Source organism: Streptomyces sp. NPDC026500 (assembly GCF_055567635.1).
Window position 1 is genome coordinate 74,007 of sequence record NZ_JBVHQB010000008.1, and the last position, 13,580, is coordinate 87,586.

Here is a 13,580-nt window from a genome sequence, read left to right on the forward strand (position 1 = left end):
TCCTGCCTGTGCTGCTGCGTACCTTGCCCCGCTGCCGGTCCCAACCTAATTGATCAGGGCTGGACACGAGCTGTCGTAGTGCGTCCGCCGGCTCAACAACAGATACGTCCCTCTTGACCACAGGTGTCAGCGCGATGACGGCGGAAGTGACGCGACGACGTCGGGAGTGAGGATCGCGGCCGCGAACAGTGCCGGTCCGTTCGGCCCCGTGGCTGCCGTGCCCGTGCCGCCCGGCAGGGGCTCCCAGGGGTGTCCGGGGCCGAGATCGTGCGGAATGCCGAGCCGACGCGCCCGGCATGAATTCCGGGCCGCGCTGCTGCATCAGCGTGACCTGGCCGGCGCTCCCCGTGATGTTCGTCGGGCCGGGCAGCGGCGAGGCCGCCCGACGAGTGCGCCGTCATCCCGCGCCGCTGGTCGCCCCGGGCGCCCGGAACAGCACCGGGACTCGGGCGCGGCACAGGAATCCGTCCACGGTACGAAGCCCCGTCGACGGTACGAGGATCCGGGCGCGGCGGAACAAACGACCCGCGGCACGGGCGTCCAGGCGCGGCGGACCCGGCGACCGGGCGGTGTCCTGGCCGCGAAGCCGCCGCGAAACGGTTCCGGCCAGACACCTGTGGGTGCCCGGCCGGCTCTCAACTCCTAGATTTCGCCCCGCAGTTTGGCGAGCGCCTCGGCGAGGATCGCCTCGCCGTCCGCGTCGCTGCGCCGCTCCCGCACGTACGCGAGGTGCGTCTTGTACGGCTCGGTGCGCGGCGGGTCCGGCGGGTTGTCCCGGTCCTGTCCTGCGGGGAAGCCGCAGCGCGGACAGTCCCAGGTCTCGGGAACCTGCGCGTCGCTGGCGAAGCTGGGGACCGTCTCGTGCCCGTTGGAGCACCAGAAGGAGATGCGCAGCCGGGGTGCGGACTCGCCGCGCTCGGCCTCGCCCATCGGCCCCGCCCCGACCCGGCTTCCTCGGATCGCGTTGCCACTTGCCACGGTCGTAACTCCCTGCGTGATGGTGCCGCGAAGCGAGTCGGCGTGACGCTTCGCTGCGAGCGCCTCAGTCTACGTAAGGCCCAACGCGCGTCCAGTGATTGGAGTTACATCCCCACCCCTAGACGCAAGCCCCATGATAGGCGGCGCCTGGAGGCGCGTACCGGACATGGGGCCTTACGTGCGGAATGTGCTTGCGTAATGTGCAGTTGTGCTTCCGTACCGATGTCGATCGGTGATCAGTTGTTGATCTTCATCAGGACACCGAGCACGACGATGCACGCGAACCAGAGCAGACCGATCATCAGCGTGATGCGGTCGAGGTTGCGCTCGGCGACCGAGGAGCCGCCGACGGACGACTGCATGCCGCCACCGAACATGTCGGACAGGCCGCCGCCCTTTCCCTTGTGCATCAGCACCAGCAGCATCAGCAGCAGGCTGAAGACGATCAGGGCGATCGAGAACCCCAAAACCACGGCTGGACCAACTTCCTAGGAACTGGATGGACGACGGGGGCCCGGTGCAACGGCACCAGACCCCCGCAAGGGTACGACGAATCGCCGCTACCGCATACTTACTGGTCGCGGAACCGGACGATCTTGACGAACTCGTCGGCGTCGAGGGACGCGCCACCGACCAGAGCGCCGTCGATGTCGGGCTTCGCCATGATCTCGGCGACGTTTCCGGACTTCACCGAGCCGCCGTACTGGATGCGGACCTGGTCGGCCAGCTCCTGGGAGTACAGCTCGGCGAGCTTGGCACGGATCGCGGCGCAGACCTCCTGCGCGTCGTCGGCGCCGCAGACCTTGCCGGTGCCGATGGCCCAGACGGGCTCGTACGCGATCACGACGGACTCGGCCTGCTCGGCCGGGAGGTCCTTCAGACCGCCCTCGACCTGCGCGAGCGTGTGCGCGACGTGGTTGCCCGCCTCGCGGACGTCCAGCTCCTCGCCCACGCACAGGATCGGGGTCAGACCGTGCCTGTAGGCGGCCTTGACCTTGGCGTTCACGATCTCGTCGGTCTCGTTGTGGTACTGGCGGCGCTCGGAGTGGCCGATGGCCACGTACGTGCACTTCAGCTTGGCCAGCATCGAGCCGGAGATCTCGCCGGTGTAGGCACCGGAGTCCTGCGCCGAGAGGTCCTGGGCACCGTACTTGATCTTGAGCTTGTCGCCGTCGACCAGGGTCTGCACGGAGCGCAGGTCGGTGAAGGGCGGCAGGACGGCGACCTCGCAGGCCTCGTAATCCTTGTCCGCCAGGGCGAAGGCGAGTTTCTGGACGTGCGCGATGGCCTCGAGGTGGTTGAGGTTCATCTTCCAGTTGCCCGCCATCAGCGGCGTGCGCGTGCTCATCTAGGTCAGTCCTCCAGTGCGGCGAGGCCGGGGAGCGTCTTGCCCTCGAGGTATTCGAGGGAGGCGCCGCCACCGGTCGAGATGTGGCCGAATGCCGTCTCGTCGAAGCCCAGGATGCGGACGGCCGCGGCGGAGTCGCCACCGCCGACGACCGTGAAGGCCTGGGAATCGAGAAGGGCCTGGGCGACCGCCTTGGTGCCCTCGGCGTAGTCGGGGTGCTCGAAGACGCCCATCGGGCCGTTCCAGAAGACGGTGGCGGCGTCGGCGAGCTTCGAGGCGTACAGCTTGCGGGACTCCGGACCGATGTCCAGGCCCAGCTGGTCGGCCGGGATCGCGTCCGCGGCGACAGTCGTGGAGTTCGACGGGGCCTTGGTCTTCAGGTCCGGGAACTCGTGGGCTACCAGCACGTCGACGGGGAGAACCAGCTCGACGCCGTTCTTCTCCGCGCGCTCGATGTACTCCTTGACCGCCGGGAGCTGGTCCTCCTGAAGGAGGGAGGTGCCGACCTCGTAGCCCTTGGCCTTGAGGAAGGTGAACACCATGCCGCCGCCGATGAGCAGCTTGTCGGCCTTGCCGAGCAGCTGGTCGATGACGGCGAGCTTGTCGGAGACCTTGGAGCCGCCGAGCGCGACGACGTAGGGCCGCCGGACGTCCTCGGTGAGCTTCTTCAGGACGCCGACCTCGGTGGCGATGAGGTAGCCGGCGTAGTGCGGCAGGCGGGCCGGGAGGTCGTACACGGAGGCGTGCTTGCGGTGCACGGCGCCGAAGCCGTCGCCCACGTAGACGTCGGCCAGGGCGGCCAGCCGGTCGGCGAACTCGCCGCGCTCGGTGTCGTCCTTGGACGTCTCGCCGGCGTTGAAGCGGAGGTTCTCGATGACCGCGACCTGGCCGGGCTGCAGGCCGTTCACCGCGTCGTGGGCCGCGGGGCCGACCGTGTCCTGCGCGAACGCGACCGGCGCGCCGAGCAGTTCACCGAGTCGCTCGGCGGGCTGGAGGAGGGAGAACGCCGGGTCCGGGGCGCCCTTGGGGCGGCCCAGGTGCGAGGCGACGATGACCTTGGCGCCCGCCTCGGCCAGGGCCTTGACGGTGGGAAGGACGGCGCGGATACGGCCGTCGTCGGTGATGAGGCCATTGGCCAGCGGCACGTTGAGGTCGGCGCGGACGAAGACCCGCTTGCCGGCCACGCCTTCGGCGAGAAGCTCGTCGATCGTCTTCATAAAGGGACTCCTAGGGAAGGCTCTTCAGATCCGAGAGGGCTGGTCGATCACTACGTAGCGCAGGGCCCGGACAGCGCGGCGTCGCGCTGCCCGAGCCCTGGCTCACATCGAGGTGCCTGCTCTGGGAGTTAGAGCCGGCCGCCGACGAAGACCGTGAGGTCGACGAGGCGGTTGGAGTAGCCCCACTCGTTGTCGTACCAGCCGAGGATCTTCACCGTGTTGCCCTCCTGGACCATGGTCAGGGAGGAGTCGAAGGTGCAGGAGGCCGGGTCGCCGACGATGTCCGAGGAGACGATCTGGTCCTCGGTGTACGCCAGGTAGCCGTTGAGGTCGCCGTCCTCGGAGGCCTTCTTGAACGCGGCGTTGACCTCGTCCTTGGTGACCTCGCGCTGCAGCGTCACGACCAGGTCGGTGGCCGAACCGGTCGGGACCGGGACGCGCATGGCGATGCCGTCCAGCTTGCCCTTGAGCTGCGGGAGGACCAGGGCGGTGGCCTTGGCGGCACCGGTCGTGGTCGGGATGATGTTCTCGGCGGCGGCACGGGCGCGGCGCAGGTCCGAGTGCGGGAAGTCCAGGATGCGCTGGTCGTTCGTGTACGCGTGAACCGTCGTCATCAGGCCCTTGACGATGCCGAAGTTCTCGTCGAGAACCTTGGCCATCGGCGCCACACAGTTGGTGGTGCAGGAGGCGTTGGAGATGATGTTGTGGTTCGCCGGGTCGTACTGGTCCTGGTTGACGCCCATCACGATGGTGATGTCCTCGTCCTTGGCCGGAGCCGAGATGAGGACCTTCTTGGCGCCGCCGGCGATGTGCTTCTCGGCGTCGGCCTTCTTCGTGAAGATGCCGGTCGACTCGATGACGATGTCGACACCGAGCTCGCCCCACGGGATGTCGGCGGGGTTGCGCTCGGACAGGACCTTGATCGTGTGCCCGTCGACGGTGATCGTGTCGGCGGTGTGCGACACCTCGGCCTTGAGGCGGCCAAGGATGGTGTCGTACTTGAGCAGGTGGGCGGTGGTCGCGGTGTCACCCAGGTCGTTGACAGCCACGATCTCGATGTCAGCACCCTGCTCCAGCAGCGCGCGGAAGTAGTTACGACCGATGCGGCCAAAGCCGTTGATGCCTACGCGGATCGTCACGAACCGATCTCCTCGTTAGGTACGCCGACTCAGATGTCGGCGAGTTGTATGGGATGTCCCCGACCGAGTCCGACCCTACCTCCCTGGAGCCCCCGGAGTGACATCGAGTAGGGCCATACACGGCAGGGCGATCCGTACCCGTCAGTAGGGGTACGGATCACCCGCGCTGTTCATGCGATTGTCACGCACAGTCAGCTCTTCAGTGCCGAGAGCGCCTTTCCGATCAGGGCCGCGCGGTCGGCCGCCGAACTGACGTGTTCCAGGCCGAAGCCCAGCAGTACGGAGTCGTCCGTGGTGACCGCTCCATATGTCTTGAACAGTTCTCCGGTGCGCGCCCAGTCCCGCAGGACGGCCGGGCTGCCCGCGGGCGGGCCGGCGACGCTCCAGGGACCGAGGGAGGACTCGAAGCCCTCCGTGTCGGTGGCGGTGCCGCCGACCACGAGGGAGGCGTTGTCGACGAGGAGACCGTGGCCGCCCGAGCTCGGGTCGGTGATGTAACTGAACGAGACCTCGATCGACTTGCCGACGTACGCGCTCAGGTCGAAGGCGACCTGCTGCCAGCCGCTGGAGGCGCCGGTGAAGCTGTTCCACGCACCGCTGGTGCCCGTGGCGGTGCAGCCGGCCGCGCTCACGGTCAGGTAGTGCTTGATCCAGGGGTGTTCCCGGGCGAGGAAGCCGGCCTCGCACTCGGTCGGGACCGTGGCCGAGGTGGCACCGCCCGCCTCGGGAAGCGTGGTCCAGTCGTCGGCCCCGGTCGTGTGGACCTCGACGATCGCATGGTCGTAGCCGGGCTCGGTGTCCCAGAGCAGCTGGGAACGGAGCGTCGGCTTGTCGGCGGCGCCGACCCCGGTGAGGTCGATGGTGCGGGTGAGGCGCTTGTAGGCGTCGTCGGTGTGGACCGCGGCGGCCATGTACGAGCCCGCGTACGGCCCGTACGGGTTGACGGTGCCGCTGAACTGGCCCGCTCCCGCGCCGGAGGCGAACTGCGGGTACTGCGCGGCGGCGAGCGAGTCCGAGGTGACGCCATAGGTGCCCGCCGCGTTCAGCGGGTTGCCGGGCGCGTCGCCGAGCGCTCCTGTGACGCCGCCGAGCTTCCCCGAGCCGGTGAAGCCGCTCGCGCCGGGAGTGGACGTACGGGAGTAGGCGCCCAGGTAGTACTGGCTGAAGTCGTTCGAGAGGGTGCCGCCGCCGAGGTCGACGCTGCCACCGGCCAGCTCGCCCGCCTCGACCAGCTTGCCGCCCTCGTTGAGGAAGGCCCGCAGCTGGAGCTGGGTGGCGTTGCCGGGCCGCAGTGCGCCGGTGTAGTGGACGACGGTCCCGAAGTGGCCGAGGACGCCGAGCGCGTCCGGCGCGCCCTGGGTGGCGACGTCCCAGACGAGGGCCTTCCTGCCGTTCGCCTTCAGCGCGTCGACGTAGGTCTGCGCCTGTGTGGCGGTCGCGCCCTCCTCGGCGACCACGAGCACGTCGGCCCGCGGCCGCTGGGCCACGGTGTACGTGAAGTGCGTGCTGGAGGTGGGCTTTCCGCTCCGGGTCTCACCGGTGAACCAGACCTCGACCTTGTCGCCCGGGTCGCCGTCCTTGACCTTGGCGCGGTACTCGTCGAAGTAGAGGTTGTCCGTGCCGCCGTAGGTGTCGCCGCCCTGCCAGGGCCTGAGCGCCATGTCGAGCGTATGGCCGCCGTTGACGCGGTACTTGAGCTCCTTGTCGCGTACCGACTTGCGGACGACGACGGAGACCTCCTGGTCGGCGCCCCGGGAGTACGACGTGGAGAAGGCGGCGGGGGTGAAGTCGGGGGCCTCGAGGCCGACCGAGGAGGACGGCTGGTCGGGGTGGGCGGCGGTCTCGGCGACGGAGAGCGCGAACGGGACGTTCTTCTCGAACTCCTGCTCGATCAGCTTCTCGTCGTCCGGGAAGGTGAAGACGGAGGCGCAGTCCGCCGCGTTCCAGGCGTCGTTCGGGTCGAGGTCGGACGCCGTCTCGCAGGTCGACATCTCGGGGGTGAACATCGCCATGCCGTTGACGTTGCCCGCGTGGCCGTCCGCCTCGCCGTTGGTCGTGTACAGCTCCGAGGAGACCTGCGGGTGATAGCCCGGGATCGCGGAGTGCTCGGGGGTTCCGGCGAGTGCCTTGTAGAGCACGTCGTCAGGAGTGGGTGTCGCCACCTGCCAGCCCACTCCGTAGAGGAGCAGTTCGGCGGCCGAGTGGTAGTTGATGCCGTACGTGAAGCCGATCCGCTTCTCGAAGGCGTCCAGCGCCCTGGTCTCGGGCTCGGAACCGGGGCTCGCGCCGCGGTAGGTCTCACTGGTGGGGTTGGGCGACGAACCCTCGTCGTCGTAGCCCCACTTGTAGGCGAAGTTGCGGTTGAGGTCGACGCCGTCGCCCGTGGAGATGACGCCGTCGCCGTTCACGTCCCGCAGGTTCTTGCGCCACTGGCGGGCGTCGGCGTCCTTGAACGTGTAGTCGTAGCCGTCGGGGTTGGCCGACAGGACGAACCACAGCTCGGTGGAGTCGACGATCTTCCTGATGCGTTTGTCCGTGGCGTAGTTGTCCAGGTAGTAGTGCATCAGCCGCCGCGTCATCTCGGGCGTGATCCACTCGCGCGCGTGCTGGTTGGACATATACAGCACCGACGGCTTGGCGCCGTCCCTGGTCGTCTTCGCGCCCTTGGTCAGTTTGAGCGCGAGGATGTCCTGGCCGTTCAGGGTCTTGCCGATGGAGACGACCTTGGTCAGGCCGGGGTTGGCCTCACCCGTCCTGATGATCTCCTCCTGGAGGTTGCCCTTCCCGCTGTACGGGCGGAACACTCCCTGGGCGGCACCCTCGACCCGGTTCTCGGCCTTGGCGGAGAGCGTGTGCTCCGTGAGGTCGACGCCCTGCTTCTCCAGCTTCTTGGCCTGCTGGTCGGTGACGTAGACCTCGACCGTGCTCCTGCCGTTCTTCCAGGTCGTGTCGCCGAGCTCGTGACCGTCCTGGCCGGCCGCGAGCAGCAGGGGTACCTGCTGCTTCGTGACCTCGGCTCGGAACACCTTCACGGCGTTCGCGTCGGGCTTGGGTGAACTGCCGTTCTGCGCCTGGGCGATCGGCGCCACGGCCGCACCGCCCAGCAGGAGCGCGCCGGTAGCGAGGATCGCGCTCGCTCTTCGTCTCATGAGCCCCCCTTGCACTGGTCCGCCACAGCAGCGAACAGATGCCAGGCTCATGACACTTCAAGGTCAAGTCAAGGGCGCCTCGCGGGCGAAGGACCACCGGTGCCGACCTCCCAATCGGGCGTCGGCACCGGCATATTGAGCTTCTGTCAGATAATCCCGCACGTTTTTCACATCGCCCCGCGGGTCCGGTTCAGCCCGCGAGGTTGTCCGCCATCTCCTCGGACAGACTCGATTCCGTCCCGGGGATCCCGAGGTCCTGCGCCCGCTTGTCCGCCATCGCCAGCAGCCTGCGGATACGGCCGGCGACGGCATCCTTGGTCAGCGGCGGGTCGGCGAGGGCGCCCAGCTCCTCCAGGGAGGCCTGCTTGTGCTCCATGCGCAGCCGTCCCGCGGCGGCCAGATGCTCCGGCACCTCGTCCGCGAGGATCTCCAGGGCGCGCTGGACGCGGGCCCCGGCGGCGACGGCGGCGCGCGCCGAGCGGCGCAGATTGGCGTCGTCGAAGTTGGCGAGCCGGTTCGCCGTGGCCCGGACCTCGCGGCGCATCCGCCGCTCCTCCCAGGCCAGCACCGACTCGTGCGCGCCGAGACGGGTCAGCAGCGCGCCGATCGCGTCGCCGTCGCGAACGACCACGCGGTCCACTCCCCGCACCTCACGGGCCTTCGCCGCGATCGACAGCCGGCGGGCGGCGCCGACCAGCGCGAGCGCGGCCTCCGGCCCCGGGCAGGTCACCTCGAGGGACGAGGAGCGGCCGGGCTCGGTGAGCGAGCCGTGGGCCAGGAAGGCCCCGCGCCAGGCCGCCTCGGCGTCGCAGGTGGCCCCCGAGACCACCTGCGGCGGCAGCCCTCGGATCGGGCGGCCCCGCCCGTCCACGAGCCCGGTCTGGCGGGCCAGCTGGTCACCGCCCGCGACGACGCGCACCACGTAGCGCGATCCGCGGCGCAGCCCTCCGGGCGCCATCACGATCAGTTCGGAACTGTGGCCGAAGATCTCCAGAATGTCCCGCTTCAGGCGGCGCGCCGCCATGGCGGTGTCCAGCTCCGCCTCGATCACGATCCGGCCGCTCACCAGGTGAAGGCCGCCGGCGAACCGCAGGATGGCGGATACCTCCGCCTTCCTGCAGCAGGTCCGGGTGACGGGGAGCCGGGAAATCTCATCCTTCACCGCTGCCGTCATCGCCATGGGCCGATCCTTCCATGCATCCGAAAAATACGGTCGTACGCGGCGGCCAACAGCTCCGGGTCGTGCCGCGGAGATCCGTCGGTCCGGGCCACCGGCGCCAGCTCGACCGCGGCACCGAACCGCTGGGCGGCGTCGGCTAGAGAGTCGCGGTCGGGCACGGCGGCCTCGTCGGCCAGCACCACGTCCAGGGCGAGTTTAGGGGCGTGTCGTCCCAAAACCTCCAAATGACGCTGCGGGGAGAAGCCTTCGGTTTCTCCGGGCTGCGGGGCGAGGTTCAGGGAGAGTACCCGGCGCGCCCTCGTCCGGCTGAGGGCGTCCAGAAGTTCGGGCACCAGAAGATGCGGGATCACGGACGAGAACCAGGAGCCGGGGCCGAGCACCACCCAGTCCGCGTCGAGGACCGCGGCCACGGCCTCGGGCACGGCCGGCGGATCGTGCGGTACGACGTGCACGGACTGGACCTCGCCGGGCGTGAGCGCCACATTCGCCTGGCCCCGCACCGTCCCGACCTCGTCGGGCCGGTCGGGGTCGTGCCCCTTGACCAGGGCCTGGAGCTCCAGGGGCACGGCGGACATGGGCAGCACCCGGCCGTGCGCGCCCAGCAGCTTGCCGACCAGGTCCAGGGCCTGGACATGGTCCCCGAGCTGCTCCCACAGGGCGACGATCAGCAGATTGCCGACCGCGTGTTCGTGCAGGTCGCCCTTGGACTGGAAGCGGTGCTGGATGACGCGGGCCCAGGTCTGGCCCCAGGCGTCGTCGCCGCACAGCGCTGCCAGCGCCTTGCGCAGATCACCGGGCGGGAGGACGCCCAGCTCGTCGCGCAGGCGGCCGCTGGAGCCGCCGTCGTCGGCCACGGTGACGACGGCGGTGAGGTCGCCGGTGATCCGGCGCAGCGCGGCGAGCGAGGCGGACAGCCCCCGGCCGCCGCCGAGGGCGACGACCTTGGGCTGGGCGCCGCGGCGGCGCGGCTTGGCACCGCGCGCCACGACCGGCTGGTTGGCGCGGTCCCCGGGGATCTCCCGGCGCAGCCGACTCAGCCGCAGGGCAGTACGTCCGGTCACTCGCGCCCCATGTCCCGGTGCACGAGCACGGTCTCCACGCCCTGGGAGGCGAGGCGGGCGGCGAGCTTCTCGGCGGTCGCCACCGAGCGGTGCTTGCCGCCCGTGCAGCCGACCGCGATGGTCACATAGCGCTTGCCCTCGCGCCGGTAACCGGCGGCGATGAGCTGGAGCAGCTCGGCGTAGCGGTCGAGGAACTCCTTGGCGCCGGGCTGGTTGAAGACGTACGCCGAGACCTCTTCGTTCAGGCCGGTGAACGGGCGCAGCTCGGGGACCCAGTGCGGGTTGGGCAGGAACCGCATGTCCACGACCAGGTCGGCGTCGACCGGGAGGCCGTACTTGAAGCCGAAGGACATGACGGTGGCCCGCAGCTCGGGCTCCTCGTCGCCCGCGAACTGGGCGTCCATCTTGGCGCGCAGCTCGTGCACGTTCAGGCTGGAGGTGTCGATGACCAGGTCGGCGTCGCCGCGCAGCTCGCGCAGCAGCTCGCGCTCGGCGTCGATCCCGTCCACGATGCGGCCGTCGCCCTGGAGGGGGTGCGGCCGGCGCACGGACTCGAAGCGGCGCACCAGTGCCTCGTCGGAGGACTCCAGGAAGACGATCCGCCGGGTGACGTTCTTGGACTCCAGGTCGGCGAGGGATTCGCGGAGGTTGTCGAAGAACCGCCGGCCGCGTACGTCGACGACGACCGCGATCCGTGCCACATTGCCCTGGGAGCGGGCGCCGAGTTCCACCATCGTGGGGATCAGGGCGGGCGGCAGGTTGTCGACGACGAACCAGCCGAGGTCCTCCAGACACTTGGCGGCCGTGGACCGGCCGGCTCCGGACATACCGGAGATGATCACCAGCTCGGGAATGACGGCGTCCGGAACTCCCGTTCCGGCCGTCTCGCTGCCCGTACCCACCTGTTCTCCGTCTTCCCGTGGTGCTTCCTGCTCCGCGTGATCTTCGCTTGTTTCCTTGTGTGCTTCCTGGCCCTGCGCCGGGCGTTCCTCTTCACGCGCGTCGTTCTCGGTCATGTCTCCTGCCCCCGTCGCTCGTCCGAGGCGCCCGCGGTCACGGGCTCCTCCGCGGGGCCCGCCGTCGTTTCGGGCGCCGCGCCTTCGTCGTCTTCCATGATCTCTCCAGTCGCCGTGTTCACGGCGGGTGCGGCCGGAGCCGCCTCGGCGAGGGCCACGGCGATGGTCTCCGCCGTCTTTCGTCCTATGCCGGGAACCTCGCAGATCTGGTCGATCGTCGCGGACCGGAGCTTCTTCACGGAACCGAAGTGTTTGATCAGTGCCTGCTTGCGCGACTCGCCCAGGCCCGGCACGTCGTCCAGGGGGCCCGCCCTGAAGCGCTTGGCCCGCTTGGCGCGCTGGTAGGTGATCGCGAAGCGGTGGGCCTCGTCCCGGACCCGCTGGAGCAGATACAGCCCCTCACTGGTGCGCGGCAGGACCACCGGGTCGTCCTCGTCCGGCAGCCACACCTCCTCCAGGCGCTTGGCGAGTCCGCATACGGCGATGTCGTCGATGCCGAGCTCGTCGAGGGCCCGCTGGGCGGCGGCCACCTGCGGCCGGCCACCGTCGACGACGACGAGCTGCGGGGGGTAGGCGAAGCGCTTGGGCCGGCCGTCGTCGTCGGAGAAGGCGCTCACGGAGAGGGGGGTCTCGGAGAGCGGGCTCCCGGGGGCCGAGGCGGCGGTCTCGGAGAGCGGGGTCCCGGAAGCGACGGACCCGGAGGCGGCGGTCTCGGACAGCGGGGTCCCGGAAGCGACCGTCCCGGAGGCGGAGGTCTCAGGCAGCGGGGTCCCGGAAGCGACGGTCTCCGCTATCGCGGTCCCGGGAGCGAGGGTCGCCGAGGCAACGCTCTCCGAAGCCCCTGAAACGGCGTCCTCGCCGTCCGTCCACTCCCCCGTCCTCTCCTTCTCGACGAGGTAGCGCTTGAAGCGGCGGGTGATCACCTCGTGCATGGAGCGGACGTCGTCCTGGCCGGCGAAGCCCTTGATCTGGAAGCGCCGGTACTCGCCCTTGCGCTGGAGCCCGTCCTCGAAGACGACCATCGAGGCCACCACGTCGTCGCCCTGGAGGTGCGAGATGTCGTAGCACTCGATCCGCAGCGGCGCGCTGTCCAGGTCGAGCGCCTGGGCGATCTCCTCCAGGGCCCGCGAGCGCGTGGTCAGGTCGGAGGCGCGCCTGGTCTTGTGCAGAGCGAGCGCCTGGAGCGCGTTGCGCTGCACGGTCTCCATGAGCGCCTTCTTGTCGCCGCGCTGCGGGATGCGGAGCGACACGTTCGATCCGCGGCGCGCGGTCAGCCACTCCTGAACGGGCTCCACCGGCTCGGGCAGCGCCGGGACCAGCACCTCCTTGGGGACGGAGTCGCCCGTCTCCTCCCCGTAGAGCTGCTGGAGCGCGTGCTCGACGAGGTCACCCGTGGTGACCGCCTCCACCTTGTCCGTGACCCAGCCCCGCTGGCCGCGCACGCGTCCGCCGCGCACATGGAAGATCTGTACCGCGGCTTCCAGCTCGTCCTCGGCGACGGCCATGAGGTCGGCGTCGGTCGCGTCGGCGAGGACGACCGCGCTCTTCTCCATGGCCTTCTTCAGGGCCTCGATGTCGTCGCGCAGCCGGGCCGCGCGCTCGTACTCCATCTCCTCGGCCGCGTCCATCATCTGCTGTTCCTGGCGGCGGATGTACGTCCCCGTACGACCCGCCATGAAGTCGCAGAACTCCTCGGCCAGGTCGCGGTGCTCCTCGGGCGAGACCCGTCCGACGCAGGGCGCGGAGCATTTGCCGATGTAGCCGAGGAGGCAGGGCCTGCCGGTGCGGGAGGCGTTCTTGAAGACGCCGGCGGAGCAGGTGCGGACCGGGAAGACACGCAGCAACAGGTCGACGGTGTCGCGGATGGCCCACGCGTGCCCGTACGGACCGAAGTAGCGAACGCCCTTCTTCTTGTGGCCGCGCATCACCTGCACGCGCGGGAACTCCTCGTTCATCGTCACGGCGAGGTAGGGGTAACTCTTGTCGTCGCGGTACTTGACGTTGAACCGGGGGTCGTACTCCTTGATCCAGGAGTACTCCAGCTGAAGGGCCTCGACCTCTGTGGACACGACCGTCCACTCCACCGACGCGGCCGTGGTGACCATCGTGCGCGTGCGCGGGTGGAGATTCGCCAGGTCCTGGAAGTAGCTCGCCAGGCGCTGGCGCAGGCTCTTCGCCTTTCCGACGTAGATCACCCGGCGGTGCTCGTCGCGGAATTTGTACACCCCGGGAGAGTCCGGGATCTGTCCCGGCTTGGGGCGGTAGCTGGAGGGGTCGGCCATGTCACACACCCTACTGGCGTGGGCCGACAGCGCGGTCGGCTACCGGCCTGCCTGTGGACAGAACACAGGGAGCGCGCGGGTGCGACTCCAGGAACGTCGGCTCGCCGTGAACAGCCGCGATCGTCCGGGCCACGCGACGGTGATCATCACGGCGCCCGGGGAGGCGTACTCCGCCCGGAACGCTCCGGCCGGGCTTCTCTACGGTCCCCG

10 protein-coding genes are annotated in these 13,580 nt (G+C 69.6%); all 10 read right to left on the bottom strand.

All coding sequences use genetic code 11. From position 1 onward, the window contains the following. Positions 1–642: 642 nt before the first annotated feature. Positions 643–978 carry an RNA polymerase-binding protein RbpA gene (locus ACZ4N5_RS16445; RefSeq protein WP_078615979.1) on the bottom strand — a complete coding sequence of 112 codons (336 nt, stop codon included), beginning with the start codon at positions 976–978 and terminating at the stop codon, positions 643–645. Between the two features lie 236 nt (positions 979–1,214). Continuing rightward, entirely contained in the window at positions 1,215–1,451 is a 237-nt protein-coding gene (gene secG / locus ACZ4N5_RS16450; RefSeq protein ID WP_261703385.1) for a preprotein translocase subunit SecG, read from the bottom strand. Between the two features lie 98 nt (positions 1,452–1,549). Then, complete coding sequence (tpiA, locus tag ACZ4N5_RS16455; protein ID WP_467757769.1) at positions 1,550–2,326, bottom strand: triose-phosphate isomerase; 777 nt, start codon at positions 2,324–2,326, stop codon at positions 1,550–1,552. Between the two features lie 5 nt (positions 2,327–2,331). After that, positions 2,332–3,543 carry a phosphoglycerate kinase gene (locus tag ACZ4N5_RS16460; protein WP_467757770.1) on the bottom strand — a complete coding sequence of 404 codons (1,212 nt, stop codon included), beginning with the start codon at positions 3,541–3,543 and terminating at the stop codon, positions 2,332–2,334. 128 nt (positions 3,544–3,671) lie between these two features. Continuing rightward, positions 3,672–4,682, bottom strand: a complete 1,011-nt coding sequence (gene gap / locus ACZ4N5_RS16465) for a type I glyceraldehyde-3-phosphate dehydrogenase (protein ID WP_467757771.1) — start codon at positions 4,680–4,682, stop codon at positions 3,672–3,674. A 191-nt stretch (positions 4,683–4,873) separates the two neighbouring features. Continuing rightward, a complete protein-coding gene (locus ACZ4N5_RS16470; RefSeq protein WP_467757772.1) occupies positions 4,874–7,831 on the bottom strand; it encodes a M14 family metallopeptidase in 2,958 nt (985 codons plus the stop codon). Positions 7,832–8,021: 190 nt separating this feature from the next. Then, positions 8,022–9,011 carry a DNA-binding protein WhiA gene (gene whiA / locus ACZ4N5_RS16475; protein ID WP_037624822.1) on the bottom strand — a complete coding sequence of 330 codons (990 nt, stop codon included), beginning with the start codon at positions 9,009–9,011 and terminating at the stop codon, positions 8,022–8,024. Further along, positions 9,002–10,072: a gluconeogenesis factor YvcK family protein gene (locus ACZ4N5_RS16480; RefSeq protein ID WP_467757773.1), complete on the bottom strand. Its 1,071-nt coding sequence runs from the start codon at positions 10,070–10,072 to the stop codon at positions 9,002–9,004. The genes whiA and ACZ4N5_RS16480 overlap by 10 nt, the downstream gene beginning before the upstream one ends. Continuing rightward, positions 10,069–11,088, bottom strand: a complete 1,020-nt coding sequence (gene rapZ, locus ACZ4N5_RS16485) for an RNase adapter RapZ (protein WP_467757774.1) — start codon at positions 11,086–11,088, stop codon at positions 10,069–10,071. The genes ACZ4N5_RS16480 and rapZ overlap by 4 nt, the downstream gene beginning before the upstream one ends. Then, positions 11,085–13,370, bottom strand: a complete 2,286-nt coding sequence (gene uvrC, locus ACZ4N5_RS16490) for an excinuclease ABC subunit UvrC (RefSeq protein WP_467757775.1) — start codon at positions 13,368–13,370, stop codon at positions 11,085–11,087. Before uvrC ends, rapZ begins: the two co-directional genes overlap by 4 nt. Between the last annotated feature and the right edge of the window lie 210 nt (positions 13,371–13,580).

What these genes read in the sequence shown, in the direction of transcription:
- tpiA (WP_467757769.1), bottom strand. Translation starts at nt 2,326, where the DNA reads ATGAGCACGCGCACGCCGCTGATGGCGGGCAACTGGAAGATGAACCTC.
- ACZ4N5_RS16460 (WP_467757770.1), bottom strand. Translation starts at nt 3,543, where the DNA reads ATGAAGACGATCGACGAGCTTCTCGCCGAAGGCGTGGCCGGCAAGCGG.
- ACZ4N5_RS16470 (WP_467757772.1), bottom strand. Translation starts at nt 7,831, where the DNA reads ATGAGACGAAGAGCGAGCGCGATCCTCGCTACCGGCGCGCTCCTGCTG.
- whiA (WP_037624822.1), bottom strand. Translation starts at nt 9,011, where the DNA reads ATGGCGATGACGGCAGCGGTGAAGGATGAGATTTCCCGGCTCCCCGTC.
- rapZ (WP_467757774.1), bottom strand. Translation starts at nt 11,088, where the DNA reads ATGACCGAGAACGACGCGCGTGAAGAGGAACGCCCGGCGCAGGGCCAG.
- uvrC (WP_467757775.1), bottom strand. Translation starts at nt 13,370, where the DNA reads ATGGCCGACCCCTCCAGCTACCGCCCCAAGCCGGGACAGATCCCGGAC.